28 protein-coding genes, 2 tRNA genes and 1 pseudogene are annotated in these 26,121 nt (G+C 43.0%); 19 read left to right on the top strand and 12 right to left on the bottom strand.

The genetic code is table 11. The features are described 5' to 3' along the window. Positions 1-36: 36 nt before the first annotated feature. Positions 37-165 (top strand): annotated as a pseudogene (locus tag AB4405_RS17110) (LysR family transcriptional regulator); the annotation flags it as partial. 125 nt (positions 166-290) lie between these two features. Next, positions 291-1,286, top strand: coding sequence for an ABC transporter substrate-binding protein (locus AB4405_RS17105; protein ID WP_372061984.1), 996 nt, complete (start codon positions 291-293; stop codon positions 1,284-1,286). A 101-nt stretch (positions 1,287-1,387) separates the two neighbouring features. Here the strand turns inward: AB4405_RS17105 and AB4405_RS17100 are convergent, their stop codons facing one another. Beyond that, positions 1,388-2,239 (bottom strand): SDR family oxidoreductase, encoded by an 852-nt coding sequence (locus AB4405_RS17100; protein ID WP_372061983.1) that lies wholly within the window; start codon positions 2,237-2,239, stop codon positions 1,388-1,390. 933 nt (positions 2,240-3,172) lie between these two features. On the opposite strand from AB4405_RS17100, the gene AB4405_RS17095 reads away from it, so the two are divergent. The 5 genes from AB4405_RS17095 to AB4405_RS17075 all read left to right on the top strand — a co-directional run bounded on the left by AB4405_RS17095 (position 3,173) and on the right by AB4405_RS17075 (position 5,637). Then, entirely contained in the window at positions 3,173-3,517 is a 345-nt protein-coding gene (locus tag AB4405_RS17095) for a cupin domain-containing protein (RefSeq protein ID WP_372061981.1), read from the top strand. Position 3,518: 1 nt separating this feature from the next. Further along, entirely contained in the window at positions 3,519-4,181 is a 663-nt protein-coding gene (locus AB4405_RS17090; RefSeq protein WP_102470215.1) for a DUF3313 domain-containing protein, read from the top strand. Positions 4,182-4,220: 39 nt separating this feature from the next. After that, entirely contained in the window at positions 4,221-4,436 is a 216-nt protein-coding gene (locus AB4405_RS17085) for a DUF3820 family protein (protein ID WP_102470216.1), read from the top strand. A gap of 184 nt (positions 4,437-4,620) precedes the next feature. Next, on the top strand, positions 4,621-5,241 hold the full coding sequence (locus AB4405_RS17080) for a LysE family translocator (protein WP_372061979.1): 621 nt from the start codon (positions 4,621-4,623) through the stop codon (positions 5,239-5,241). Positions 5,242-5,271: 30 nt separating this feature from the next. Then, on the top strand, positions 5,272-5,637 hold the full coding sequence (locus AB4405_RS17075) for a VOC family protein (RefSeq protein ID WP_372061977.1): 366 nt from the start codon (positions 5,272-5,274) through the stop codon (positions 5,635-5,637). Positions 5,638-5,825: 188 nt separating this feature from the next. On the opposite strand, the gene AB4405_RS17070 is transcribed toward AB4405_RS17075, so the two are convergent. After that, positions 5,826-6,083: a DUF333 domain-containing protein gene (locus AB4405_RS17070; protein WP_102470219.1), complete on the bottom strand. Its 258-nt coding sequence runs from the start codon at positions 6,081-6,083 to the stop codon at positions 5,826-5,828. 283 nt (positions 6,084-6,366) lie between these two features. On the opposite strand from AB4405_RS17070, the gene AB4405_RS17065 reads away from it, so the two are divergent. From AB4405_RS17065 to AB4405_RS17050, 4 genes are all read left to right on the top strand, one after another. Then, on the top strand, positions 6,367-6,885 hold the full coding sequence (locus tag AB4405_RS17065) for an NUDIX hydrolase (RefSeq protein WP_372061975.1): 519 nt from the start codon (positions 6,367-6,369) through the stop codon (positions 6,883-6,885). Positions 6,886-6,896: 11 nt separating this feature from the next. Then, on the top strand, positions 6,897-7,556 hold the full coding sequence (locus tag AB4405_RS17060; RefSeq protein WP_372061974.1) for a potassium channel family protein: 660 nt from the start codon (positions 6,897-6,899) through the stop codon (positions 7,554-7,556). A 184-nt stretch (positions 7,557-7,740) separates the two neighbouring features. Further along, positions 7,741-8,217: an NYN domain-containing protein gene (locus AB4405_RS17055; RefSeq protein WP_372061973.1), complete on the top strand. Its 477-nt coding sequence runs from the start codon at positions 7,741-7,743 to the stop codon at positions 8,215-8,217. Positions 8,218-8,219: 2 nt separating this feature from the next. Further along, positions 8,220-8,624 carry a nitrous oxide-stimulated promoter family protein gene (locus tag AB4405_RS17050; protein ID WP_372061971.1) on the top strand — a complete coding sequence of 135 codons (405 nt, stop codon included), beginning with the start codon at positions 8,220-8,222 and terminating at the stop codon, positions 8,622-8,624. Positions 8,625-8,681: 57 nt separating this feature from the next. Here the strand turns inward: AB4405_RS17050 and AB4405_RS17045 are convergent, their stop codons facing one another. Further along, the gene (locus tag AB4405_RS17045) at positions 8,682-9,002 is read right to left on the bottom strand and encodes an AzlD domain-containing protein (protein WP_372061970.1); all 321 of its coding nucleotides are present in this window, start codon (positions 9,000-9,002) and stop codon (positions 8,682-8,684) included. Beyond that, on the bottom strand, positions 8,999-9,727 hold the full coding sequence (locus AB4405_RS17040; protein WP_372061988.1) for an AzlC family ABC transporter permease: 729 nt from the start codon (positions 9,725-9,727) through the stop codon (positions 8,999-9,001). Before AB4405_RS17040 ends, AB4405_RS17045 begins: the two co-directional genes overlap by 4 nt. 114 nt (positions 9,728-9,841) lie before the next feature. Between AB4405_RS17040 and AB4405_RS17035 the strand changes: the two genes are divergently transcribed. Beyond that, complete coding sequence (locus AB4405_RS17035; protein WP_133148240.1) at positions 9,842-10,702, top strand: hypothetical protein; 861 nt, start codon at positions 9,842-9,844, stop codon at positions 10,700-10,702. A gap of 93 nt (positions 10,703-10,795) precedes the next feature. On the opposite strand, the gene AB4405_RS17030 is transcribed toward AB4405_RS17035, so the two are convergent. The 4 genes from AB4405_RS17030 to AB4405_RS17015 all read right to left on the bottom strand — a co-directional run bounded on the left by AB4405_RS17030 (position 10,796) and on the right by AB4405_RS17015 (position 14,121). After that, entirely contained in the window at positions 10,796-11,587 is a 792-nt protein-coding gene (locus tag AB4405_RS17030) for an EAL domain-containing protein (protein ID WP_372061969.1), read from the bottom strand. Positions 11,588-11,894: 307 nt separating this feature from the next. After that, positions 11,895-12,683 (bottom strand): lipase family protein, encoded by a 789-nt coding sequence (locus AB4405_RS17025; RefSeq protein WP_102470227.1) that lies wholly within the window; start codon positions 12,681-12,683, stop codon positions 11,895-11,897. Positions 12,684-12,779: 96 nt separating this feature from the next. Further along, on the bottom strand, positions 12,780-13,409 hold the full coding sequence (locus tag AB4405_RS17020) for a hypothetical protein (protein WP_372061968.1): 630 nt from the start codon (positions 13,407-13,409) through the stop codon (positions 12,780-12,782). A gap of 67 nt (positions 13,410-13,476) precedes the next feature. After that, complete coding sequence (locus AB4405_RS17015; RefSeq protein WP_372061966.1) at positions 13,477-14,121, bottom strand: helix-turn-helix domain-containing protein; 645 nt, start codon at positions 14,119-14,121, stop codon at positions 13,477-13,479. Positions 14,122-14,301: 180 nt separating this feature from the next. On the opposite strand from AB4405_RS17015, the gene AB4405_RS17010 reads away from it, so the two are divergent. From AB4405_RS17010 to pulA, 6 genes are all read left to right on the top strand, one after another. Beyond that, entirely contained in the window at positions 14,302-14,535 is a 234-nt protein-coding gene (locus tag AB4405_RS17010) for a DUF2164 domain-containing protein (RefSeq protein ID WP_372061965.1), read from the top strand. Positions 14,536-14,700: 165 nt separating this feature from the next. Further along, positions 14,701-15,243, top strand: coding sequence for a cytochrome b (locus AB4405_RS17005; protein ID WP_372061963.1), 543 nt, complete (start codon positions 14,701-14,703; stop codon positions 15,241-15,243). Beyond that, positions 15,240-15,809: a YceI family protein gene (locus AB4405_RS17000; RefSeq protein ID WP_372061961.1), complete on the top strand. Its 570-nt coding sequence runs from the start codon at positions 15,240-15,242 to the stop codon at positions 15,807-15,809. The genes AB4405_RS17005 and AB4405_RS17000 overlap by 4 nt, the downstream gene beginning before the upstream one ends. A 458-nt stretch (positions 15,810-16,267) precedes the next feature. Further along, positions 16,268-16,354, top strand: a tRNA-Leu gene (locus AB4405_RS16995). Between the two features lie 23 nt (positions 16,355-16,377). Then, a tRNA-Cys gene (locus AB4405_RS16990) sits at positions 16,378-16,451 on the top strand. 453 nt (positions 16,452-16,904) lie between these two features. After that, entirely contained in the window at positions 16,905-20,909 is a 4,005-nt protein-coding gene (pulA, locus tag AB4405_RS16985; RefSeq protein WP_372061959.1) for a pullulanase-type alpha-1,6-glucosidase, read from the top strand. A gap of 167 nt (positions 20,910-21,076) precedes the next feature. Here the strand turns inward: pulA and AB4405_RS16980 are convergent, their stop codons facing one another. Together AB4405_RS16980 and AB4405_RS16975 are read right to left on the bottom strand one after the other, a co-directional pair. Further along, positions 21,077-21,397 carry a heavy metal-binding domain-containing protein gene (locus AB4405_RS16980; RefSeq protein WP_372061957.1) on the bottom strand — a complete coding sequence of 107 codons (321 nt, stop codon included), beginning with the start codon at positions 21,395-21,397 and terminating at the stop codon, positions 21,077-21,079. A gap of 296 nt (positions 21,398-21,693) precedes the next feature. After that, a complete protein-coding gene (locus AB4405_RS16975) occupies positions 21,694-22,509 on the bottom strand; it encodes a phosphate ABC transporter substrate-binding protein (RefSeq protein ID WP_102470235.1) in 816 nt (271 codons plus the stop codon). Between the two features lie 183 nt (positions 22,510-22,692). On the opposite strand from AB4405_RS16975, the gene AB4405_RS16970 reads away from it, so the two are divergent. Beyond that, positions 22,693-23,040: a DUF3024 domain-containing protein gene (locus AB4405_RS16970; protein WP_102470236.1), complete on the top strand. Its 348-nt coding sequence runs from the start codon at positions 22,693-22,695 to the stop codon at positions 23,038-23,040. Positions 23,041-23,150: 110 nt separating this feature from the next. Here the strand turns inward: AB4405_RS16970 and AB4405_RS16965 are convergent, their stop codons facing one another. Together AB4405_RS16965 and AB4405_RS16960 are read right to left on the bottom strand one after the other, a co-directional pair. After that, the gene (locus AB4405_RS16965; RefSeq protein ID WP_372061955.1) at positions 23,151-24,575 is read right to left on the bottom strand and encodes a methyl-accepting chemotaxis protein; all 1,425 of its coding nucleotides are present in this window, start codon (positions 24,573-24,575) and stop codon (positions 23,151-23,153) included. A gap of 177 nt (positions 24,576-24,752) precedes the next feature. After that, positions 24,753-25,991 (bottom strand): aromatic amino acid transport family protein, encoded by a 1,239-nt coding sequence (locus AB4405_RS16960; protein ID WP_372061954.1) that lies wholly within the window; start codon positions 25,989-25,991, stop codon positions 24,753-24,755. Positions 25,992-26,121: the final 130 nt, after the last annotated feature.

The following is a 26,121-nucleotide window of genomic DNA, read 5'->3' as shown; positions in this document are numbered from 1 at the left end:
GCTTCGTAATCTTGCCCTGATTAAGCACGTACTCAAAATATGAGTCGAACTGCAAGGCGCATGGGTAAAATAACCAGTGCGATTTCAAAAAGCCTGCAGAAAATTTGTGAAGAGCTAGATGATGAGTTAATTGAACGTCAATCATCTGGATTCCAGCTGACTTAACTCAGTGTCTAGGTCTGCTGGTGCGGATCACAAATTGTTTAAATTTAGATCTCAGTCTCTTTTATCTGCCACACATTTCTGTTTTTATAGCGAATAAGCTTCTTATAAGAAAAGGAATTACGTCAATGCAGATTAACAAACTCATGCTTCCCATCGCGCTCCTTGCTGCGTTTTCTGCCCGCGCCAGTGCTGATGAATGTGGAGAGATCACCATTGCAGACATGAACTGGAACTCAGCAAGCCTTATTGCCCATGTTGACCAATTCATTTTGAATAACGGCTACGGTTGTGAAGCAGATTTAATCCCCGGCGATAGCGTCCCTACGGGCACATCAATGATAGAAAAAGGTCAACCTGATATTGCGCCAGAGCTTTGGACTAATGGCATCAAAGAAGCGTTAGATAAGGGGGTCGCGGATAAGCGTCTACGTTACGCGGGTAAGGCTTTAGTAAACGGTGGTGAAGAGGGTTTCTGGGTACCCAACTACCTTGTTGAACAGTATCCAGAGATGACGACAATAGAAGGTGTTATCAAACACGCTAAGTTATTCGAACACCCAGAAGACGATGAAAAGTTTGCATTCTATGGCTGCCCAGCAGGATGGACATGCCAGATAACCTCCGAACACTTATTTAATGCTATGGGTTTAGATAAACATGGGTTTGAAATGGTTGATCCGGGTTCAGGTGCTGCACTTGCAGGAACCATTGCAAAAGCTTACGAACGTGAAAAGCCATGGTTTGGTTACTATTGGTCACCAACACCTGTGTTAGGTAAATACGATATGGTTAAGGTTGATTTCGGAAGCGGTACAGACATTGAAGAGTTCCGTAACTGTACGACACAACCTGATTGTGAGTCCCCTAAAGTGACCATGTACCCACCAGCACCAGTCCACACAATCACTACAGAAGCCTTTGCTAATAATGAGCCTCTTGCTTACCAATACTTTGAAAAACGTGGTTTTACCAATAAAAAAATGAGCGAGTTACTGGCATGGATGGAAGACAACCAAGCCGACGCCGAAGAAGCCATGTATTACTTTCTAGAAACCTCACCACAGGTATGGAAGCCTTGGGTAGAAGCAAGTGTCGCCACCAAGGTAGAGCAAGCGCTTTAAGCCTTATTAAAGCTAAGACAGGTTATCCCAACAACGAATAAGTCTGGCCAAGCGCCAGACTTTCTATCTCTTGAACATTGTATGAAGAGAATTACCAGAAGCTATTGCTGAGATTTAAGCTTTGAAAAGTAATCTTGCCAGCTAACATGCTTGCGTCCTGCAGCTTGTTCGAAATGACTAGGGTTATCCGACTTACCTTCAAGGATACCTTGATAAATACCAGCGATAACCGTTCCAATAAAGTCACCTAATTCAGTGACTCTGTCTAAGCGATATTCTTCAACACTCATCGACGTGAATGTAAGATCGGTCCCAAACGCGTCATTCATGTAATCCGTGAGCTGTGCTTGGGTAATAGCATCACCGTGCAGATTGTAGGTATTGCCGTTATGCCTATCTTCAACGAGCATGCGCGCGTAAGCGTAACCCAACTCCTCGCGAGTTGTATAACCACACTTGCCTTCACCTGCGCAATTAAAGATGCTCCCCGCTTTCTTATAGCTCTCAATATATTCGATGTCAGGTTCGATATAGATACCGTTGCGGCCGTTCACCCATTCAAGTCCGCTCTCACGAACATCTTGCTCTGTTTGACGATTACTTTGAATGATAGGAGAAAATGCCGTGTTCTCCTCGGCGCCTTGCACACTGGTATAAACGATCTTTCTCACGCCTGCCTTTTTAGCGGCTTCAATCACATTGCGGTGCTGTCCAATACGCTTATCCGGAGCATCCATACCAGACACTAGCAAAACCACATCCACACCTTGTAATGATTGTTCGAGCTGCTGAGCATCCTCATAATCGCCCGGCCGCACTTCGACACCCAAGCCAAGAGCTCGCTCTGGGGTTCTTGCTAGAGCGATCACTTGATCTTTTGAGGTTAATTTGACGGTGGCTTCTACGATAGCAGAGCCCAACTTCCCACTTGCGGCAGTAACAGCAATCTTCATCTTTTGTCCCTCTTGGTCATCCAACAGTTATCTTCGCACATTCAGTAATATACTAGATCATTACAAAAACAGTGTACGTCTTCATAGCCGTTTTTGTTCGCGACCCGAATAAGGAAGCTCTCTAGAGTTTCATCGTTGTGTGGTTTTGGTCGCTGTAGAAACATAATTAAATTACAAGCTCATAACCCCCAAAGTATTAATTTAGCCGATTGAACTTTAAAAAACGGTTGATTTTGATTGTGTGCGTAGACTGTCCGCTCGAAAATAGAAACTGTGATGTGATTAGGTTTAGATAAGTATTTGCCCAAAAGCGTGCCAGTTCAGCTTCCGTTAGCGTGTCTTGGTCAATAAAGAATAGACTCTGTCATTTTACAGCTCCCACCAATGAAAACTAACCGTCATCCCCTTGAAAAAGGGGATCTTCGTCAGCGCGTTGTGGACCTATTTTAATGTCGTTCATTTCTATTTAAGTGAGTCATACGCTGATGAAGATCCTCGTCTGGACGAAGATGACGGCCTAATAGAGATGGTTTGAAGAGCGATAAGCTAAGTGGCCTCTGTCCAAAAGTGAGTTTGAGATAGGTGGCTCATTAACGAATATCGAACGTTAATATAAAATAATGAGTGCTAGAATAGTGTGAGAAGCTTTCTTACCGATAGCATTAAACTAATTTTATGATTTCGCAAAGATATCAACTTGGTTGGTTTACATAGAACCAAGATCTGGTTGTTTCAACGTTAAATTTGTTGACTGAGGGCCGCTTTTTAGCGGGTCTTTTTTTCCTGAAGATCGTCGATAACGAATTAAACCGTAAATGATTAAAATGGACGAGTTACCAGCACACCAGAAAATAATACCAAACATTATACGGTTTGTTGTTCTGTATAATGTTTGGTATCATAAACATTCCTTTAAAGCGATTTGGAATTAAAATGGAACGAGGTAATCTTTTTAGTGGTATCCCAGATGTCATTGCCAACGAACTTTTTGAAGATATTCAAAAGCACTCGAATATTCGAATAGAAAGGATTGTCTCTGACGGACATTCTAGTGCTGTTGACGATTGGTACAATCAAGATGAACACGAGTGGGTGTCTGTAATCCAAGGTGAGGGTGTGATTGAATACGCTGATGGGTGTGAAATAACGCTCAAGGCGGGCGATTATGTCAACATTCCAGCGAATACAAAACATCGGGTAAAATCGACGTCAAACAAAGAGAAAACCATTTGGTTGGCCGTGTTCTATCAATGCTCGACATTATCAAGTAAGAATTAATATGAATAAATGGATATTGGGCGTTTTGCTCACGGCGATGACAATGACGGGCTGTGCGCTTAAACCTTCTCCCGACAATGCGCGTTTCAAAAGTTACAATGATTTTCGAGCGGGGCCTGAGGGCGGCGTTGACCTCATTTGGTCTAGAGAAGACATCACCTCAAAAGATGAGTTGGAATCAATTTTAAAGCGTTATGATAGCGTGGTTCTGGATCGTATCTATGTCGTCGTTGAAGAGAGCGAACTATCGGATGATGAAATTACCTTACTTACAGAGCACTTGAAAACTAAGTTGTCAGAGAAGCTCTCTAGTTATAAACGTATTGTTGATACTCCATCTGATAGCACACTGCGAATCAGTATCGCTATTAGTAATATAGAGACACCAAACCCCGTGCTTGCGGTCACAAGCAGCATTTTGCCTGTTGGCTTGGGTATTTCGACGATATCTAAAATCACAACGGGAGAGCACACCAACGTCGGTAAGGCCACTATCGAGCTTATGGTCTCAGACTCAATAACAGATGACCCTATTATTGCCGTTATTGATCGTCGTTCAGGTAATAAAGACATGTCGACAATGATTGATTCCTTAGATGACGCCAAAGATGTGATAAATTGGTGGGTAGAGCGTTTAGGGGTGACATTAGAAAGCACTCAGTAACGTAGCCTGACTTCATTCACAAGAGTCCATAAAAGTCCCATGCTAAATAAAGAGAACCTGATAAAACTGGCGACAATGAAAATGCCCTTTGGGAAATATGCAGGGCGAGTGCTGATCGACCTGCCCGAAGAATACCTGCTTTGGTTCGATAAGAAGGGCTTTCCTGAGGGAGAAATTGGTTCGCTGCTCAAGTTGTGCTTGTGTCTAAAAATAGAAGGTTTAGAGAGTGTTGTGCAGCCCCTTAGGCGCATGTAAGCATTGGTTGACTTAATACGTTAGTTTTGGCGATTCGTGCCCACCTCAGTTCGGTGGGCATTTTTATCTCGGTCTTTTTATGAAGTTGAGAGAGCCAAACTGGGGTTAATGATAAACAGGGGTTGACTAAATATTATGCAATCCCCATGTTTGTGTTAATGCTGACATTAACATGGATTGGTAAATGGAATACTTTCTCACGGTCGTGCTCTTTGCGTTTTCTGCATCCGTCACGCCTGGCCCGAATAACATCATGGTGATGACTTCAGGCGTGAATTTTGGCGTTAAAAAAAGCTTACCGTTGCTGATAGGTATTTGTGTTGGTTTTGCCGTCATGTTATTGCTTGTTGGGCTGGGTTTTGCACAGCTTTTTGAGTTATTTCCTAGCTTACATCTCATTATTAAATGCATCGGTACGTTCTATTTATTGTATTTGGCTTGGTTGATTGCAAATTCATCCGGTTCAGTTCGAACATCATCTCAAGCTCGTCCTTTCTCATTTATTAAAGGAGCACTCTTTCAGTGGGTCAATGCTAAAGCTTGGGTGGTCGCAACGGGAGCCATTGCCGCGTTTACGACGTCTGGGTCCAACTTTTATAGCCAAAACCTGACGATAGCATTGACGTTTTTTGTGGTGTCTTTTCCTTGTGTTGGCATTTGGTTACTCTTTGGTTCAATGGTTAAGAAATGGCTAAATAGTGATAGAAATCGTGCATGGTTTAATTATGTTATGGCAGGTCTGCTGGTGGTGTCTGTGATACCTGTAGTCATTGATATTATTAGCCAACTTAGCCTAAATGGGTAAAGCAGGTTCGCCAATTCAAAAGGAGTAGCCATGATATCCCATATTGATCAGCTAGTGCTTACCGTGTCTAATATCGAAGAGTCTGTACGCTTTTATCAACGAGCGTTACTGATGGAGGCTGTGTCGTTTGCGAATGGGCGGCGGGCCGTTAAGTTTGGTCATCAAAAAATCAATTTTCAGTTACTTGGGCAAGAACCTCGAAACCATGCACGAGTTGGAGCTGGGGATTTATGCTTAATAACTTGTTGGACGTTAGCTGAGGTAGCTGCGCATTTAGTCAAAGAGAAAGTAAGGATAGTGGAAGGACCCGTTAAAAAGTCAGGCGCAAAGGGAGAGATCACTTCACTTTATTTCCTTGACCCGGATAGTAATCTGATTGAAATCAGCTGTTATTGATAATATTCATTGCATCGCTAGTTACTTACAAATAAATAGTCTATTAATCCACAGTGGGGCGACGTTGTTAGCGAAGTCGTTGGTTAGCTGTCGCTTTAGCGAGAAGTAGTTAGGCAGGCGGTATTGTTTAGCCGAAAATTAAAAGAGCATTGAGTTCAATGCTCTTTCGCTGATAGGTATCGCTATCGTTAATTTTTATCTTCTTTATTACGGTTTTCGTAGTAATCCCAAACCGTATATTTTTCATCATCCGAGATAATGCAATACGGTACGCGTTTGCCGTTTTCAGTGAAGCGAGCGAGTTTATTGCCTTGTTCAACACAATATACGTAAGCGGGATCACTAATGACGGTTATCTCATCGACATCGTATTTATCGGGCTCACTTGCACATCCAGCTAACATTCCAAGCGCGACTGTCGCCATAACCCACTGTACTTTCTTCATCTTTACTCCTATTTCACATCAGGCTTTCGCATAAGTGTAGGAGATTACGAAAGAAAAGTGTTCATGTTAGGTAAAAATTTTACTATTTAAGTCTTTGAAACGTATAAATTGAGAGTTGTGACTATTATTCTTACATTAAATGGTTTTGCCTTATTAATCTGACGACCAAATACGTTGCGTTTACGTCTGGGATTACACGGTGAATTCACGGTAGAAGTCATGAAGGGTATTGCGTAGAGACTATGATAGACTTACCGAAAATTACGACTATACAGAGTAAGACATGCGACATATAACCACTGCGATTCACCCGTCGATCGAGCATTTAGATGACAAGGTTATTTTTCAAAGAAAGGCGACGCGTGCGATTGCAATCGATGGCGAAAAAATCTTGTTATTGTTCACAGAGCGTTACCACGACTATTCTTTACCTGGTGGCGGATTGGACGAAGGGGAAGATATTATTGCTGGGATGGTGCGAGAATTGGAAGAAGAGACAGGGGCCCAAAATATTCATGGCATCAAACCGTACGGAATCTACGAAGAATTCCGACCATGGCATAAGGACAACGCCGATGTCGTACATATGGTCTCGTATTGTTACTCATGCAAAGTAGACAAAGTATTAGGTAAGACAGCTTATGAGGACTATGAAGTAAAAAATGGAATGAAGCCCGTTTGGATTGATATTCATGAAGCCATCGCATTTAATGAAAAAACCATCATTGAGAGTGATAAAAAAGGGATGAGTATTGAGCGTGAAACATATTTGTTGCATCTCATTGCCAAAGAAATGCTTTAGGAGGTATTAACGTGAAATTGGTGACAAAAGACGATAATTTCTTTTTCTTACTTGTGTCGTTGTTGGTTCTCTTTTTTTTAAGCGCGGTCGTGCACCAATTTAAAGACGAGGCACAATCTTATGTGCTTGCGCTATTGGTACTATGTATGTCTACATCAATTGTGGGTGTTCAACGAAAACAAACCTTTTATCGGTCATGGTACGCCGTGATGCTGTTAGTGATCGTTATATCTGGTTCGATTTCTTTGTTTGAAGACCATGACCTGTCATTGGTTACTATGTCCGCCATGTTGTTGTTTGTACTGGCACAAACGTATTCCGCGCTGAGACAAGTGGTCATGGCGAAAACAGTGACACTGAATCAGATTGTTGGCTCAATTTGTGTGTATTTGTTATTTGGATTGAGTTTTACGTTCATTTATCTCATTCAACTGGAAATTTTTGTCGACCCCTTTAATGGCCTCGCTCATAAACCTTGGCTCGACAACCTTTTTGAGGTCATTTATTTCAGTTTTATCACGCTTACTACGGTTGGCTATGGGGATATATCCCCAACATTGGCCATTCCCAAATTTTTTGTCTTTTTGGAATCTATCACGGGAAGTTTTTATCTGGCTATTATGGTAGCTAGCTTGGTCAGTAGCCACCTAGCACAAAAGAGTGACGGCTAGCGGTCTGGCGTAAATTCAACCGTCGTGCGTAAGGTTAAGAGCCTTACGTAAATAGAGAGAAGCGTTGAAGACAAAAGACTGAAAGAGGTTGGTCTTTCGTCTTCTGCGTTGAGGGAATAATTAAGCGAGCCCTTTACCGATTTAGATCTGCTATGATGCTAAAAAATCCGCTTAGGTTTGAATTATGGAAACAATTGCCGTACTGGTTGATGTACAAAATATCTATTATACAACACGTCAAGCTTTCAAAAGTCGCTTTGACTACAACGCTTTATGGCGCCAACTTTCTGAGCGATATCAAATTGATTCGGCCAACGCCTACGCCATTTCGTCGACGGATCCTAAGCAACGACAATTCCACCATATATTAAGAGGCATTGGGTTCAAGGTGCACCTCAAGCCTTTTATTCAACGTTCTGATGGTAGTGCAAAAGGCGATTGGGATGTAGGTATCGCGCTTGATGCTATAGAGTTGGCAGCTAATGTTGATAGAATCGTGTTGTTGTCTGGAGATGGTGACTTTCAGATTTTGGTTGAACGCATTCAGCAGCGGTTGGGCAAAAAGGTGACCGTCATAAGTGCACGTGCATTAACTGCGAACAACCTCATCGAGGTGGCCGATGACTATTTACCTATTGAAGACTCATTATTGATTTATTAAGAATGAAACTAATACCCTCGATATTGCTTTCTGACGAGCTAGCAACAGAGTTTAAAACGGTTCAGGCGATGGTTGCGATTTACTGTCGAGACCATCATCAGTCAGGTGGTCTCTGTGAATCATGCCAAGCGTTGCTCGATTATGCAGAGATGCGATTAGACCGCTGTCCTTACGGACAAACGAAACCTACCTGCAATAAATGCCCCATTCATTGTTATAAGCCGGAACCAAAATCGCAGATGCAAGTGGTTATGCGTTACGCGGGCCCTAGAATGCTGTTGCCTCATCCAATTTTATCGATTCGCCACCTGCTGCATGAAAGGCGGGCTGTGCCAGTCAAACCGCCAAATGGACTATCTAATCGTGCGAAAAGAAAGCGAGAGCTTGATGAGGGTAATCCAAAATAAATTTAACGATTTACAAAGAGTTGACGATCGACAAAGAGTTAACGATCTACTGAGCTTTCATGACGCAAATACCCAAACCTTGAGTGTTAAAAACACCAGAATACTGATGATGGTCGTGACCAATACGTTATTTGTCACTCGTGCGCAGGCTATGGCAAAGACTGCGCCTAAGCAATAAGGTAAATTATCGTTCCAATTGAGTTCACCATGCGGAAGAAATACGATAGGGCCCCAAATTGCGGTGAGCACCGCTGGGCTGGCGTAGCTGAGAAATCGCTTGGTGCTAGCACTAATTCTTAACGGTACTTTGGGTTCTAAAAAGAGATAGCGGCTGATAAAAACGATAGCAGTAAGCAGTAATATAACCCCAAATATCATGAGCGATACTTCCTATTACCTAGTCGACCTTCGCTAAAGTACCCCACACTCATGCCGACAACGCTGGCAATAACAAGTCCTAACTCAACATTCATAACCGCCAGTACAACCGAAGTCATTAACGCAGATACGACCGCTAATAGAGTTGGTATCGATTGAATATTGGGTACGACAATGGCAATAAACGTCGCGGCAACCGCAAATTCTAAGCCGTATTGTTGCAAGTCGGGTATTTGAGCACCAATGATGAGGCCCACTAGTGTTGCGACATTCCAGATAACATAGAAAGATATTCCAGCACCAAATGCAAACCAGCGGTCAAACTGTTGAGGTGTTTTGTGGCCACACAAAGCAAATAACTCGTCGGTGAGTAGAAAACCCAATCCTAATCGCCATCTTAATGGCAACGATGAAATGTGTTCTCTCATTGACAGGCTATAAAGAAAGTGACGAGAAGTGATGAAGAAAATAGTAATCACCATCGTCATAATAGTTACGCCGGATTTAATCATGCCCATCGCGACGAGTTGTGCTGCACCAGCAAATAAGACAGCGCTCATTGCTTGACCTTCCAGCGGTGTTAGACCCGACTCAATGGCAAAGGAACCGGCTAAAAATCCCCATGGGACAACCGCTAGGCTAAGGGGCATCATGGCCAAAACACCTTGCGAAAATAATCTTAATTTTGATGGTGTAGTCGACACTGTCACCTCCTTGTTATGAATGATGTTGTATCGATAGAGTGTATTTTCAACCCTTGTCTCATGCTAAATGGAAATTATTTTTGTTTTCATATGCTTGTTAGAATCACCGACCCATTTCTCGGTAGGTTTATTCATGTGAACACACAATATCTCTCTTCGTGGTTTAAGCGGTTATTATTGCTAGCCGTATCGCTATTACTCACTGCGTTAACGCTGCTTTTTAACAATATAGCGGATGCGGCGGATCGCAACATCTCAAGTGACGAAGATTACGGGCGTACTTTGCCATTTTATGGCGATCGTGTTCGAGATATGGGTATTAAGCTACCCAAGCCAGTAGGGATCTCGCTGTTTACTCACCAACAAGAAGATTTGATGAACCTTGGTGACTTTAAAATAGACGGCGAACCTGTTGATGACGTGTTACCAAGTGGTGGAAGCTCTACAACGAACACAACCAGTATCGTAGCCGTCAGAGCTGATGTATGGCTTTTACCATTTTGGGGATTTAACGCCATGGTTGGGAAGGCGGTGACATCATCAAATATCTCGATAGGGGTGGCAGGACTTGATAGCGACAACATAGCCCGCTTGGAAGCGAATGGCATGGCCACAACCTCAACCGTTACAGCGGTTGGGTCAACGTTGGCCTATGGACACAAAAACTACTTTGCTACGATTGATGCGCAGTATGTCTCTACGTCTGTTTCAGGAGTGGGGGTGAGCTTAGATGCGCTCGTAGTGACTCCGCTGGTGGGCTTGAATATTGGCGATAGTGGGTGGCGCATCGTTATAGGAGGGCAATATCAGGATTATCAAAAACAATTAAAAGGTCAATTGGCTGATATCAAATTCAGCGCAACACAATCGTCTAGTCGATGGTCAACCATGGTGGGACTACAAAAAGCCTTCGCTGAGAATTGGGAAGCATCATTGATGGCACAAAGCGGCAAGACGCGAGAGGGCGTTACGTTTATGCTCGGAAAGCGTTTCTAAAAGCCGGTGAGGCACTGTAATGTGCAGCGGCATATATGGTTAGTCACTGGGCCTCAACGTGTAGATATCAATAACTCGTGGTGGTGCTCAGTGTTAAACCACTTGTTTTAACCTAGGTTCGAGCGCCATTGGCATTGCTAGATGATAGCCTTGGTAAAAATCAAACCCGAGTGTTTTCATTATCTTAAGTTGTTCTTCTGTTTCTACCCCTTCGATAACCGTTTTTGCTCCGCTCGCTTTTGCTAACGCAATGCCTCGCATTAAATTAACAGTGTCACCATCGATGTAATCTAGCAGGAGTTGGCGGTCAAATTTGAGAATGTTAGGTCGAATGGATGCGACTCTTTCGGGGTTCGATTCCTTACAACCAAAATCATCAATCGCAATGAGGAAGCTGGCATCGCTCAAATGTCTGGCAGCAGAGGCCAATGTTTTTGGGCTAAATGACGTCAGCTCAACCAACTCAACAACAACACGTTTGCAGTCGATTTGAAGTGCTTTGAGACGTGACATTAATAATGATGAATGTAACCCTTCGGCGGCTAGTCGTTCACTAGAAATCGGTAAGAAGTTCAGAAATAGTAATCTCTCCCGGTAACTAGACATACTGAAATTTCGAATATGAATCACTCGACTTAATCGATCAACATTGAGTTGGTCTGAAAGAGGAATGTTTTCGTTTTGGAAAAATAAATTTGGCGGGATAGCGTGACCGTGATTATCGAATAAACGGACTAAGGCTTCCAATCCAATGACTCTTCCGGACGAACAAAAGATAGGTTGAAAAACACTTTTCATCACGTAGTTTTTATACATGGCGATGTAACAACCGGAGTCGTCAATTTTGATGCATTGAGTGAACTGGTGTTTGTCTTTGAGCAGCATGAGATAACATTTGTATTCGATATAGTTGGATAACTATGTCATGAGTTACAAATATGTCAAATTATCTCTATCAATGTGTTGGTATATATGCATTGGTATTTGCTATTTTTGTTAGCACTGAGACGTTCACTATGTCATTTTCATTGAATAACTGGTGAGTAGACTCTTGTTTTTTATTGTTTATATCGTATTTATTGATGGTCTTTATGGAAGGCGCAACAAAAACTGCTAAATCTATAAAAACAGGTGCTTACGTAAGCTTAAGAGTTTATTTTTGAGATCTCACCCGTATTTTCGTGATTTATTATTATCGATCGTCGAAATAATCCTTATTACGGATATATTTGCTCATCAAGTGATAAGAAAAAGGACGAATTAACCAAGAAATAAGCGAACGTCCAAATCGAACAAAAGACGGCGTGTTCTCATAGATCTTTCCATTATAAAGCCAAAGCATTTTTCCGACATGCCAGTACATTAATGGGAAGGGGGGAAGAAACGTGACGACGTCTAAATCACAACATATTCGGTAGGTTTTGTGCGCCAATTTGTAGCGTTGTTTGAATCGCCAACCGCCGATAGCCGGTTGACCAAATGTGACAATGCGTTTAATAGATTTTGGGTATCGTTGTTCAAGGACATCAGCAATGATACATCCAATGGCACCACCCGATGAATGCCCAGTTACGGTGATGCGTTTACCATTTTCAATAAGCTCACTTGCAATGGCGATAGTCCTTTCAAACAGAGATAGGCCAAGCACATCAGCCTTATGACTGGGTTGGCTTTCTTGGTTAAGTATGAAATGAAATCCGGCGTGAATAGAATAGTCTAAGCCAAATAATTGGCATGAGCGCTTCCACAACGCTAAATTCAACAACCAATCACTAGGGCTATGTGAGCCTTTGATGACAATAATGGCTTCTTCGTGCTCCTTGCTCCACAAAATACGAACCACAGTTTTACCATGACGATTTGTTATGGTTCTTTGACCGTTGGGGTCAAACCCATAACGTGTTTGCTTAAAAACTCGCGGGTAAGCAAGATTACATAACACGGCGTACTTTTCGTATTGGTATCGCTTCAGGCTTTTCATCAAAGAGGCATGCTATTAAGACGGAGATAACGCAAACATACAGATTACTGTGAAAAATTAGCGTTAAAGTTTCATGACAATCCGTAAATTCAACGTTCAGCTTTGGATAATGGCATAGAGCTGTACATATTTTTTGAGGGAATCTCGTTGCTGCGTGCGTTTAATAGGATGAGAGTAGTGAATGTAACGAGGGGTCAACCGATTTCGTGTTAATAGATTTTGGCGCAGGTAGTCGGTGCTTTCGGTCAGTTTTACGCCTTGTTGTGCATACAATTCACAATCTTCCGGGAGTTGGTGCGTCCACCAATGGATAATTTCCCGACTGAAAATGTTCCGGTTTATCCAGTGATCAGCAATTAAAACCAGTAAATCATGCGGTTGGATCGCGTAACTATATTCGAGTTGCCATTCTTGAATCTTTTCAAAAAGTAGGGCTCTACTCGATGGGCTGGCGTTAACAAAATGGTGAGTGAGTACCCAAACTGTTCCTTGAGATGACGACACGCGATAATGTTGTGGAGCATCCGATTGACGACGCATCTCTATAGGCGCGAACTCGCAATGTTGTTCGGTGCTTTGATTACTGACGAGCCTTTTGACAAAGGCAAGCCCTAGATGATGTTCTGTCATCCCTTTATTGTGCACCGCCGGGTAGTGGTGCGCACATAGGTTCAAACAGTCATCTTGAAATTGGTTTAAGCTGTGAACAACAACATCCAAAAGCACGGGGTTTTCCTTAACCTATTCTTATTGAGAGCTTCGCGGTATTGAGTGGTAATACTTTGTCTTTTGATCAGGACCTTCTAGACCAGGTTCCCCATCTGACAACCCCAATGATCTCGATCTCGTTATCTAATACTTGATGAATGGCATTTTTAGTTGTGTCGTCGCCATACCAAACGTGAATGACAGTGCCAATCTTTACTAAAGTGAAGAAGTCAGGGGTGGGGTTTCCTGGTAATCGAGCGAGCACGATATCGTCATTTAACCAGCTCTCACTTTGCTCAACTAAGGCAACACAATCCCATTTATACGATATTGAACCAGCAGCAGGATAGACCACTCCAAAACAATTACTATGTTCAGGTGGCACTGGAATCGCCCCCATAGATACAACGTTATCACCGAGGAGTAGAGGGGTGACTTGACTACGCTTGTATACTTTAACGGTCGTTGCACCAGCTTGCACAGCATTTGTTAATGTTTGGGCTTGTGTGTGTTTGTCACCAATACCAAAACATAACCAATGGGCTTGAACCTTAAAATAGTCAGCAATTAGTGTGAGGTCTTCAATTGAAGGGTAGGTTCGTGTCGCCCCTTTTGTTAGATATCGACCGATGGTGGCTTTTCCTTTACCGACTGCTTCAGCTAGCTCGTGATTGGTCACTTCGTGTTCTTTGATCAACGAAATGATACGTTCTTGATACCCTACGTCCATGTTTCCTCCATAAATTTGTGTACAGCATAGTAGTTTAGTTTCAAAAATGAAACAAAGAATCTATACCAATAGTAATTGTGAGAACTGGATAGACTTATTCTGGACTCTCAAAGACCTTAAAAGAATTGCGGTTTAAACTGTAAGTAATTATTAATACACAACACAAGCGAGATACCGATTATGTTTGAAAAACAACAAAGGCAACAAATTATACGTGACTTACAACACTATTTTTCTGACGAATTAGAGCATGAACTAGAACAATTTGATGCGGAGTTTTTGCTCGACTTTATAGTGAAGAAAATGGGCCCAGCCTTTTATAATAAGGGGTTGGACGATGCGAAACAGGTGTTTGAACGTCGCGTTTTGGATATTACGGACGAGTTATATGAAATAGAAATGCCGGTCGATTAACGAAGCCACTTACCTAACCAGGACATAACTCGTTCAAAAAATCTGAATGACTTCATCAACCTACGGATGTCGTCGAATTGTCAATTAAAGTAAATACTATATATCAATCGTTAAAGAGTCGTTAATATAGCGAATGATAATTGGTATCAATAAATGGAATTGGAAATGGCAACAAGCTCGACAAAAAATTACAATGCGTTATCACGTGCTCTACACTGGCTATCTGCGCTAGTGATTATTGGTATGTTTGCGGTAGGCACTTGGATGGTCGACTTGACTTACTACAGTGAGTGGTACAAAACCGCTCCCCATTGGCATAAGTCGGTCGGCATATTATTGGCTGCCGTTACGGTATTTAGGTTCGTCTGGAATAAGGTTTCACCCACGCCAAGCGTAGAGGGGAGTTCTATCGAAAAGCTCGGCGCTAAGATAGGGCATTTCCTGATGTACGTTGCATTGTTAGTTATTTTTGTGAGCGGTTATTTGATATCAACCTCTGATGGAAGAGGGATAGAAGTATTTGAATGGTTCACCGTACCAGCATTGGGTGAACTATTTCCAAATCAATCGGACATATCAGGTGAGGTTCACTTTTATGCGGCTTGGTTTGTTATTTTGACGGCAGCGGGACATGCGTTGGCCGCACTTAAGCATCACTTTATCAATAAAGATAATACCCTTCGAAAAATGTTAGGAGTTTCGAAATGAAAAAGACACTAATCGCAACAGGAATGGCAGTGGCAATGATGTTACCACTTGGTGCAAACGCGGCTGATTATACGATTGACACTAAAGGTGCCCATGCTTCGGTGAACTTTAAAGTGAGTCACTTGGGTTATAGCTTTATCCAAGGTCGATTTAATGACTTTTCAGGTCAGTTCAGTTTTGATCCTGCCAATATTGATGCGTCTTCTGTGGAAGTTAAGATTGATACAACCAGTCTTGATTCAAACCATGCAGAACGTGACAAGCACATTCGAAGCTCTGATTTTATTGATGCAAGTAAATTTTCTGAAGCCGTCTTCAAAAGCACTGGTGTAGAAGACAAGGGTGAAGGCGTTATGGACATTATGGGCGATTTGACGCTTCATGGTGTGACACAGCCAATCACAATCAACGCTGAATTTATTGGCCAAGGTCAAGACCCATGGGGTGGTGAACGTGCTGGATTTTACGGTACGACACGCCTAGAGCTTGCTGATTTTAAAATCCCGGTTATGGGTGCATCTAGCTATGTTGATATGGAACTGCATATTGAAGGTGTGAAGCAATAATTTGATGATTTTGCTTTCTGTGCGTAGGATTTAGCTGTGCTCAGTGACACTGGATTGAAAAAAACAAAGGCGACTATCTCTAGTCGCCTTTTATTATACAGCGCTTATACTCTGGCGCTTATTTACCATAAAAATTTCTATACATCATGTAAGTTTGATCTGCGGTTCGGCTAAGGTTCATAGCGCCTTGACCGCTAGTCTTAGGACATTTCTTTTTCTATTCAGGACTGACACCATTTAAATTGCGTCAGTACGTTTTCGTGCATGTATGAGTCACCGCAATACACAGAAGACGTGAATGGGTTAAAAATTAGATATGATGAGTGTAACGCTAACCTAATGGTTTGGTTTTTAACCACTTGAATCAAATGAGTTAAAATTACTATTGACTCAAAATCAGAATCACGTAAAGTACGCCTCGTCCTCACGGCAAATGTGAGGAGATGGTGTTTGCATGTGCCCTGGTGGTGGAATTGGTAGACACAAGGGATTTAAAATCCCTCGACGTTCGCGTTGTGCCGGTTCAAGTCCGGCCCGGGGCACCATCTTTCAGCAAACATCTCATAATGGCGCCTTGGCAGAGTGGCTATGCAGCGGATTGCAAATCCGTGGACCTCGGTTCGACTCCGGGAGGCGCCTCCATTAATTCTTCTGTTGTAAAAACACCTTCATTTGTTACTTCCCATGTCGCATTGACTTACTTAGTCTGTACCTCTGTACCTCTGTACCTCTGTACCTCTGTACCTCTGTACCTCTGTACCTCTGTACCTCTTGTTATTGTTTTGGTTTGACAAGTTAATTATCTAAGATAATTAAGTGGTGTACTAAAGTTGACAACACTCTCTAATTGAAGGCTGACCTCTAAGCCCTTACTTCTCATCCCTCGTTTCTACGCCTTTGAATTTTTAAAACAATAATGTGCGATTGCTCTCAGAGTGACCCATTCATAACGCGTTATTTTGTGAGGGTGAGCCAGCGTAGATGAAATTTTTTTCGATACATAAAGTTTACATACTTACATCTCATTATGTGGGCGCCACTGTTATTTAACATGTTTTTAGTAACTCATATACAAATAATAAGTAGGTTTGCTAAGTGGACAATAACAAATTTAAATTATCAGTAATCGCGAAAACACTCATCCCTTTACTCTCTGTTGCCGTTATTGCGGGTTGTAATGACAGCAATGACAACTCAGGTGGAGGTACAGGCGGTAATACGGGCGGAAACATCGAGGGCTTGTATGAAGCAGGCCAAAACGAAGTGGTGGTTTATTATAAACAAGACGTAGCGGCAACGTCTGGTTCAGCTTATGACGGGTGGGGTTTACATCTGTGGAACGGTGAAGGGTGTACCAGCACCGATCTCGAAGCAATGGGGCTTGCAGATGGTGGAACGTCTTGGGATGCACCTAAGGAAGCGGATGGTGTGAGTGAGACATATGGTGCCTATTACGTCTTGAACGTAAATCCAGATGCCTCTGACCCACATAATTGTATGAACTTTATCTTGCATAAAGGAGATGAGAAAGCATTCGGGAGCTCGAATTCAAAATTGCTTTTGAACAATCTGGATGACAGTAAAGGGCTATTTGGTTTCCACGGCAGTAGTGAGTTGTACTATAAGCCTATTGCAGAACGCCCAGTCGTTATTGATGGACAAAAAGCGCACTGGTTAGAGGCTGACACAATCGCTTGGGAAGCTGCGGCTAATGCCAACAAAATCAGTTTGTTTTATAGCGAAAGTGGCTCGATTACCATGGATGATGACAAAAATATCGTCGGTGGTGACTCGGTCGATATGAACGTTGAAGGCGATTTGTCAGAAGAGCTTAAGCTGCGGTTCAGACATTTAAGTGGCTTAAAGTCAGCTTCGCTGGATGTCAGTGATGAATTATTACGCGACATTTTGAAATCTCAGATAGTCGTTGCAGCTTACAACGGTGATGGTGAAGTAATAGCAGCAACAGAAGTTCAGAAACCAGGTGTTTTAGATGCGGTCTTCGTGGATAAAGCAACGGGTAATGCAATCAATGAGACGCTGGGAGCGCTGGTCTCCGGTAGTGATGCGACTTTTAAAGTTTGGGCTCCAACGGCGCAATCTGTCGCTTTAGAAATTTACGATGCCGACAAAAAACTAGAAGACACGGTTAGCATGACTGAAAACGCTGACAATGGTGTGTGGTCATCTGACGTTGTCAGTGGCGTTGTGACTAAATTCTATCGTTATAATGTGAAAGTTTATCATCCCACAACTCAAGTAGTTGAAGAGCGATTAGTGACCGACCCATATTCTGTCAGCCTTTCTGTTAATTCTCGTTATTCTCAAGTTATCGATTTAAATGACCCGAGCCTGATGCCTGAAGGTTGGGGGAGCGATGCGCATGATCGCCCGGAAGTAGTGAACGACGAAGATCACGTTTTGTATGAATCACATATTCGTGACTTCAGCTTTAGCGACACAATGGGTACCAGTGCTCTTAATGGGAAGTATCTAGCACTTACTGAGCCTTCTCGTGAATCAGTGAAACACCTCCAGGCTCTCAAAGATGCGGGGCTGACCACGCTTCATGTGTTGCCTGCTTTTGATATCGCAACGATTGACGAAGAAAACAGTGTCGACATTACGGATACTGTTGGTGACTTATGTAGCGCATCGCCCGCTGCGTCAGTTTGTTCAACGGCGGATTCCTCGCAGGTTATTGAGGACTTGCTAGAAAGCTATGACCCAAGTACAGGCAGCGCGCAAGCATTGATGAATGATCTTCGTATGTTGGATAGCTTCAACTGGGGTTATGACCCTTACCATTACACTGTGCCAGAGGGCAGCTATGCAACAGACGCAAAAGGGTCGGTTCGCATTAAAGAATTCCGTGAAATGGTGAAAGCTTCCCATGATATGGGGCTTAAGCTGGTAATGGACGTGGTTTATAACCATACCAATGCATCAGGCGTGAACGACAAATCAGTACTCGATAAAATTGTTCCTGGTTATTACCACCGCCTTAACGTGAATACGGGTGGCGTAGAGAACTCAACATGCTGTGATAACACCGCAACAGAAAACCTGATGATGGGTAAGTTGATGGTCGATTCATTAAAAGTGTGGGCTGACGATTATAAGGTCGACGGTTTCCGATTCGATTTGATGGGACATCAACCTAAGTCCTTGATGGTTCAGGCGCTGAAAGAAGTTCGAGTTATTGACCCTAATACCCTGTTCTATGGCGAAGGCTGGGACTTTGGTGAAGTGTCGAATAATGCGCGTTTTGATCAAGCTAACCAGCTAAATATGGCCGGCACAGAAATTGGCACCTTCTCCGATAGACTTCGTGATGCGGTACGCGGTGGAAGTCCTTTCGATGGTGGACAAAACAGTGATGGTAAGCACCCTTTGCGTTTCAACCAAGGGTTTGGTAACGCGGCTTATATCAATGAAGAAGTGACCAGCTCTCAAGAAACTACTGATGCTATGCTGCACAATCAAGATATCGTTCGTTTGGGGATGGCGGGTAACCTAGCCGATTATATCTTGGTGGATTTCACTGGTAGCACTAAAACCGGTAAGGATGTTGACTACAACGGCGCACCTGCGGGCTACACCAAGTTCCCATCAGAGAACATTTCTTATGTCTCTAAGCATGACAACCAAACACTTTGGGATAACAACGCCTATAAAATAGCGACAGGCACGTCTTCGGCCGACCGAGCACGTATGCAAACGCTCTCGCTTTCTACCGTTATGTTGGGGCAAGGTATACCATTTATCCATATGGGTTCTGAGTTGCTTCGTTCTAAGTCAATGCAGCGTGACTCTTATGATTCTGGCGATTGGTACAACCGCGTCCGTTTTGATGGTTCAGACAACAACTGGAACGTGGGTTTACCGAGAGAAGATAAAGATGGTTCAAATTGGAGCTTAATAAAAACGATTGTTGCTGATGCTTCCGCAGAGCCAAGTAGTGATGACATTGCGACGGCCAAGGCGCAGTTTTTAGAGCTATTGACGATTCGTAGCGAAAGCCCGTTGTTTAGACTAAACAGTGCGGCAGAGGTGATGAATCGAGTCGACTTCAGAAATGTTGGTATTGACCAAACTCAAGGTTTGATCGTAATGAGCATTGACGATGGCACATCGGCAGGGGCTGATTTAGATACTAACTATGACGCCATTGTTGTTGTGATTAACTCGACAGCGGAAACTCAAGACTTCACCATGACAGGTGTTGAGGGGTTTGAATTGCATAGTATCCAAAAAGCGTCGGCTGACGCCACGGTACAACGTGCTTCGTTCAACAACGAAACATTTTCAGTACCGGCGTTGACAACGGCTGTTTTCGTTCAGCCGCAAGAGGGGGCGCAAGGTGCTGGCTTACCGGTTGATATGTCAAACAAAGATATCACGATAATTCCCCCATTTGGTGATACGACGGTCTATGTTAAAGGCACGATGAATGATTGGTCTGACAGCGCTGATTGGGCGATGACGTTTGTCGGAAGCGGTCTATATCAATTATCGGCAACACTAGACGCTGGAACTCATGCGTTTAAATTTACTGATAGCAACGGGAGTGCGCCTAATATCGGTTGCGGCTCTGCTGATATCAGTGATAACTCACTCGACCTTGGCACTGGTGATAATTGTGAGTTGACGGTAGAGCAAACTGGCAAGTATAACTTCGTTTTTAATGCAGCTTATATACAAGATGATTCGATTGAAAAACCAGTCATCACCGTAACAAAATCTGATGATGCTCCGACATTTGGTGATACGGCTCTTTATCTTAGAGGCACGATTACCTCATGGGATACACCAAGTGAAGACTCTGCTGCAAAATTTGGCTACATTGCCAATGATGTTTATGCACTCTCATTTGACCTAACAGCGGGCAGTTATGAAATGAAAATTGCCGATGCAGGCTGGGGTGCGGCAACCAACTTTGGGGGAAATGGTCAGGTTGTTCTTGGAACAGAGATGACCATGGATGTTGGTTCGGATAGCGCGAACTTAGCGATTACCATTGAAGAGGATGGCAGTTATCAGTTCAAACTGAATACCGCATCGACATCCGCACCATTGCTAACAGTGACTAAACAGTAGGCGGTGAACGAATCAACCGTTAGCAATTGAAACTATAAAGAATGAGCTAAGCAATAAATGAACTAAGCGATCAGTAAATTAAGCCATTTGCGGTTCACTCAATAAGAAAAGGGCAGGAAAATTAATTTTTCCTGCCCTTTATTGATCAGAGCGTGTTGGTTTGAGGGTTAATCAACGACAACCGCTGTGCCACTAGCAGAAACCATTAGCATGCCATTTCCGGATCCAAGTACCTCGTAATCGAGGTCGACGCCGACAACGGCATTTGCGCCCATGTCTGCGGCTTTTTGTTCTAGTTCTTTCAGGGCGATTTCACGAGCTCGCTGCAGTTCTCTTTCGTATGTACCAGAGCGGCCTCCGACAATGTCTCTTAAGCCAGCAAACATGTCTTTAAAGACGTTAGCGCCAAGAATAGCCTCTCCAGCAATGACGCCTTTATAAGCGACAACTCTTTTACCTTCAATAGCTTGTGTAGTAGTAACAATCATAGATAGACCCTTATCGAAAAGTGACTTGCGTGTTAACACCATAACAGCTGGTAGTGAGATATAAAATGAAGGAAATGTATGAATTTGGTTTTGGTACGAACTAACGTTAAATTCACGCGTTCAAGTGATGAGTTACTCAAAGATAGGTAAAAAGGTAGGCCTTTGAAAGAGGGCTGATAGAGCGTGGTTGTTTGCGACTTATGAAAACACCAAGTCATTATCAAATAAACAACGCCGCTCAATTGAAATGAACGGCGTTAAAATATCGGCCTTAATTTATGGCGGCGATCTCGACGTTATTTTTTGATCGGCGTGTAACCATATTCTGCAATGAGTGCTTGTCCATTGTCAGACAAAACAAACTTGATGAACTTGTCGGCATCATCGTCGATTTCGTCTTTCTTGTGTAGCAACAAGAATGGACGCGCCAGTTTGTATTCGCCTTTTGCGATATTGGCTGTGCTGGCTTCAACCCCTTCAAATTGAATGGCTTTGATAGAGCGATCGACAGACCCTTCAGAAATAAACCCAATGGCATGAGGGTTATGGTTAACAATGGTTTTCACCATACTGTTGCTGTTAACCACGAGGTTGGTTGGATTGATATCGGACACCAAACGGTCATTAACAATGCGAGTCAAACCAAGCAAGCTTTCGAAGCTATATCTCGTACCAGACGATGCTTCGCGAGTGACAACTGCGATGTCTTTGTCTTCACCGCCGACTTGTTTCCAATTCGTGATTTTACCTTTGTAGATATCAAAGACTTGCTCACGTGAGAGATTCGGTACTGGGTTAGTGATGTTAACAACAATGGCCAAGCCATCGTAGGCAATTGGGAATACATCCAACGAATCACTACTTTCGCGTTCAGTTAAGTAGCGACTACTCATACCAATATCCGCGACGCCCTTATCAACCAGTGTAATGCCAGCCGTCGAGCCAATACCTTGAACCGCAATAAAGGTTTCTTTATGGTCGGTGTTGTAATGTTCGGCAAGAACATCCATGACTCTAGCGACTGACGTGGAGCCAGAAATATTGACTTCTTCAGCGTACGCAAATGACGTAGCTGACAGTGAAATAAGTGCAGCCATAGCGACACGTAGCATAGAATAACTCCATTAAAAGTAACGATTCGCCACATCATATGTCGTTTGTATGACACTTTTGTGATGAAGTTAAAGGTGGGTGCCACATAATGTCAAAAATTAAATGCTGCGGCTTCAAGCATCTAACAAATTCAACAAAAAACAGTTATATTAAATACACTAGTGAGGATAAGGTAGAAGTGTATGACACTAATTCAAATGTCTCAGTGTAGGTTAGAGCGTTGTGCCGAGATGGTATGCATGAACCGGAATAAAAGCATTCCAGTTGAACTAGGAAAGTCCTTATTCGAAACTATTCCCAACGGTGTGTTGTTCTCCAACGCGCATTATTTGCTTGATTCCACGTTTTCAGATTACACCAACCCTGTTGCGAAAGTAGAGTTTGATGATGCATTAAAGGTTTGGCACCTTTCTATACCTACGGAAGCTGACGACTCGCAATGGATCCCTTATCCTTTTTTATCACAAAGCGTTGATTTAACGGCTATTATGCGTGAAATAGAGAAAGATCCTAAATCGTATTTTTGGTGATGATGGTGGTTTTCGGTAATGTTTACTTCGCGTGGATATCTAGTTGTGTAATAAAAATGGGAGAGCTAATGCTCTCCCATTTTTTCACTCAATACTTATATTTATCGCGTTTAAGTGCGGTATCGCACAAGAACTTGACTTAAAGACCGTGTTGATTTGGCAAGGCTGTTAATAGAAACCTCACTTCGTTGAGCGACCTCTCTAATTGTCGCGGATTGCGAGCGGATGTCACTTAATTCACTCGCAATGCTCGATGCAACTGAACTTTGCTCCGATGCTGATGTGGAGATCTGAGTACTCATATCCATCACAGCACGAGCTGAGTCTGATATTGAGTTGATATCGTGGCCAATATCAGAAATCAGCGCACTACTTGACTGCGCTTGCTCGACCGTTTGTTGTGTAATCGCTGCTATGTTGTGGCTTTCAGATTGAAGCTTCTCAATCATACTTTGAATTTCAACGGTTGCGGCTTGCGTTCTGCTTGCAAGCGTACGGACTTCATCAGCCACCACTGCAAATCCTCGACCTTGCTCACCTGCACGAGCGGCTTCAATCGCGGCATTGAGTGCTAACAGGTTAGTTTGCTCTGAAATAGCATTGATGGTGGTAATAACATCATTAATCTGTGTTGTGTTTTCAGTTAACGCAGAAACTGAATGTGATGCTTCTTGGATGAAGTTGGATAATTGATTCACATCACCAATCGCTTGCTGGACACGTTGATAACTCTGTTCCACTTGCTTTGCGTCATCTTCTGCTTGCTGATTGGATTGTTGTGAAATGTTCGAGACTTCTTGAGAAGAGGCCGTCATTTCTTCCATGGCCGTCGCAACTGAGTCTAATGAGGAGTATTGGTTGCTGATTTGGCTATTACTTCGGGCCATTTCGGTGTGAAATTGAGTAGAGGTTTCTTCTAAGCTTGTTGCAGAGGCTTTCACTGTCACGACTAATTCAGTAAGTGTATCCATCGCCTTATCAAGCGCGACGCCAATCGTTCCAAATTCATCACGACCTGCAACGAAGTTTAATCGAGATGTAAGATCGCCATCTGCAATTTTTTTCGTGGTGGCATAGAGTGTCCAGAGCGCTCCACCAAGAAATGTCGCGAGCCAGTAAGAAAAAACCGCAAAAGGGATCAGCCATAGGTACGTGAGAGCAAGTGACGTTAGTGCACTCGATTTCGCTTCTTCGACAATCAATGATGCCGATTGATTTAAGCGATAGAACTTACCGTCGCTTCCGCGGACGACAGCTTGCACGTTATTGCCTTGAATCGAACTCGCTTGAGCGGATGTAGTCGAGACCCCTAATGCGCTTAGACTATCTTTATTCGTGGTTTCAAGGTATGCCGCTAATCGGGATTCTGCTGAGACGATAGCAAGTTGCTCTGCGCTATTGACGGTGTCTTGGTATCGGTTTATGGCTGTGAATGACAATGCAATGACAAATAGGGTGAAAAGCACCCACATTTTATCGCTGATCGACATTTTTATGAATATTGAGTCGATCTTTCTAAATTGAACTTCTCTCATAGAGACTCCGCTGCTTTCTTATGATTTCTTATGATTTCTTGAACTTATAATTGGTTTGAATAGACAAATGAACAGGAGGTTTTCAGATGAAAACCTCCTGTTCATTATCATATCGGCGTTTGATGCAATTACTTAACCGCTTTTCACGATTAATGTGATTTGAATCGCTAATCGCTATCAAAGACTTGGTAGGACGTTCATTGAAATCAGTACTTGTGAAGCGACAATGAGAAGTCCAACAATAAAAGAGAGGTTGAGGGCAGTTTGGCCACCGGCTACGACGTACAGGTTATTGCTCTTTGAGTCGCGTCTAATTTTCTTAATCATTGCTACTGGTAAGAAAATAGCGAGCGTCGCAAGTGCGATAGCGGCGTAACCCAAAGCCATAATAAAGCCTTGAGGATAAAACAATGCAAAACAAAGCGGGGGAGTAAACGTGACCAGTGCGGCAATCACTCTCTGCTTGGACGTGAGCGAACCTGTTTCTTTATCATTAGATGCTGTTGACGTGTTGTACCGACTACCAAGATCACGTAAGTACTCGAATAACCCTAAACTCACTCCTAAAAATGACGTCATTAAAGCTAAGTCTGCGAACACACCGATAACAGTGGCTAGCTTATCAACGTGAACCGTTTGTGCCAGTGAACTTATAAGGTTTGAAAGCCCTGCGTTTTCAAGCAATGTCGTCTGACTGACAACACCAAGAGTGACGATTTGCCAGAAAACATAGATAACCAAGGGCAAGCTTGAGCCAATGATGATGGCTTTACGCAATGAACCCGTATCGCCTTTTAAATAGTTCACAATAGCCGGAATACTGCCGTGAAAGCCAAATGATGTGAAAATCACGGGGATTGCGGCAAGAATTAACCCCTGTTGAACAGGCATGCTAAGCAAATAAGAATGGCTAACACTTGGTGCCAATAAAAATAGGACACCCCCCATGGCAAATAGCTTAATGGTAAAAAGTACACGGTTGAGTTTATCGACAGCGTGAGTGCCCAAGGTAACCGTTAGTGCAACAAGAAATGTGAATATTAACGTTGCTACGGTGTTGGATAGCTCGATCCCCAGAATCATTTGGACGCGTTCACGAAATTGCCCACCACCTCCGGCAATATACGCAGCACATAACGCGTAGAACAACACCAGCATCGCGATACTCGCAATGTATTGTCCTTTTTTGCCTAAAATTTGCTTTGCCAGTGTATGAAGCGTCGCTGAGTGATCAGCATGTTGATGCAGCTCAACCATTAAAAGAGCGGTATAGGCCATCAGAGCCCATAAACCCAACATAATGATAAGTGACGTACCAAAACCAATCCCAGCAGACGCGATGGGTAGGGCAAGCATACCAGCCCCAATAGTGGTACCAGCAATAATAAGAGTGCTTCCAAGAACTTTTGATTTCATGTACAAAATACTTTACGGTTTGGCTTTCTAAAGTGGTACTGACTAACAGTATCGAGAAATAGTAGCGCTTTAATCTGGATGTTTGATGATTATGTAGATAATTAATTGTCAAAACAAGTGAAATGTAAAA

The organism is Vibrio sp. 10N.261.51.F12, from assembly GCF_041471725.1.
Classification (GTDB): domain Bacteria; phylum Pseudomonadota; class Gammaproteobacteria; order Enterobacterales; family Vibrionaceae; genus Vibrio.
This window is presented reverse-complemented; position numbering and strand designations above follow the sequence as displayed.

Coding starts and splice junctions, on each gene's coding strand:
- AB4405_RS17105 (WP_372061984.1), top strand. CDS start 291: ATGCAGATTAACAAACTCATGCTTCCCATCGCGCTCCTTGCTGCGTTT.
- AB4405_RS17100 (WP_372061983.1), bottom strand. CDS start 2,239: ATGAAGATTGCTGTTACTGCCGCAAGTGGGAAGTTGGGCTCTGCTATC.
- AB4405_RS17095 (WP_372061981.1), top strand. CDS start 3,173: ATGGAACGAGGTAATCTTTTTAGTGGTATCCCAGATGTCATTGCCAAC.
- AB4405_RS17090 (WP_102470215.1), top strand. CDS start 3,519: ATGAATAAATGGATATTGGGCGTTTTGCTCACGGCGATGACAATGACG.
- AB4405_RS17085 (WP_102470216.1), top strand. CDS start 4,221: ATGCTAAATAAAGAGAACCTGATAAAACTGGCGACAATGAAAATGCCC.
- AB4405_RS17080 (WP_372061979.1), top strand. CDS start 4,621: ATGGAATACTTTCTCACGGTCGTGCTCTTTGCGTTTTCTGCATCCGTC.
- AB4405_RS17075 (WP_372061977.1), top strand. CDS start 5,272: ATGATATCCCATATTGATCAGCTAGTGCTTACCGTGTCTAATATCGAA.
- AB4405_RS17070 (WP_102470219.1), bottom strand. CDS start 6,083: ATGAAGAAAGTACAGTGGGTTATGGCGACAGTCGCGCTTGGAATGTTA.
- AB4405_RS17065 (WP_372061975.1), top strand. CDS start 6,367: ATGCGACATATAACCACTGCGATTCACCCGTCGATCGAGCATTTAGAT.
- AB4405_RS17055 (WP_372061973.1), top strand. CDS start 7,741: ATGGAAACAATTGCCGTACTGGTTGATGTACAAAATATCTATTATACA.
- AB4405_RS17050 (WP_372061971.1), top strand. CDS start 8,220: ATGAAACTAATACCCTCGATATTGCTTTCTGACGAGCTAGCAACAGAG.
- AB4405_RS17045 (WP_372061970.1), bottom strand. CDS start 9,002: ATGATATTTGGGGTTATATTACTGCTTACTGCTATCGTTTTTATCAGC.
- AB4405_RS17030 (WP_372061969.1), bottom strand. CDS start 11,587: ATGCTGCTCAAAGACAAACACCAGTTCACTCAATGCATCAAAATTGAC.
- AB4405_RS17025 (WP_102470227.1), bottom strand. CDS start 12,683: ATGAAAAGCCTGAAGCGATACCAATACGAAAAGTACGCCGTGTTATGT.
- AB4405_RS17015 (WP_372061966.1), bottom strand. CDS start 14,121: ATGGACGTAGGGTATCAAGAACGTATCATTTCGTTGATCAAAGAACAC.
- AB4405_RS17010 (WP_372061965.1), top strand. CDS start 14,302: ATGTTTGAAAAACAACAAAGGCAACAAATTATACGTGACTTACAACAC.
- AB4405_RS17005 (WP_372061963.1), top strand. CDS start 14,701: ATGGCAACAAGCTCGACAAAAAATTACAATGCGTTATCACGTGCTCTA.
- AB4405_RS17000 (WP_372061961.1), top strand. CDS start 15,240: ATGAAAAAGACACTAATCGCAACAGGAATGGCAGTGGCAATGATGTTA.
- AB4405_RS16980 (WP_372061957.1), bottom strand. CDS start 21,397: ATGATTGTTACTACTACACAAGCTATTGAAGGTAAAAGAGTTGTCGCT.
- AB4405_RS16975 (WP_102470235.1), bottom strand. CDS start 22,509: ATGCTACGTGTCGCTATGGCTGCACTTATTTCACTGTCAGCTACGTCA.
- AB4405_RS16970 (WP_102470236.1), top strand. CDS start 22,693: ATGACACTAATTCAAATGTCTCAGTGTAGGTTAGAGCGTTGTGCCGAG.
- AB4405_RS16965 (WP_372061955.1), bottom strand. CDS start 24,575: ATGAGAGAAGTTCAATTTAGAAAGATCGACTCAATATTCATAAAAATG.
- AB4405_RS16960 (WP_372061954.1), bottom strand. CDS start 25,991: ATGAAATCAAAAGTTCTTGGAAGCACTCTTATTATTGCTGGTACCACT.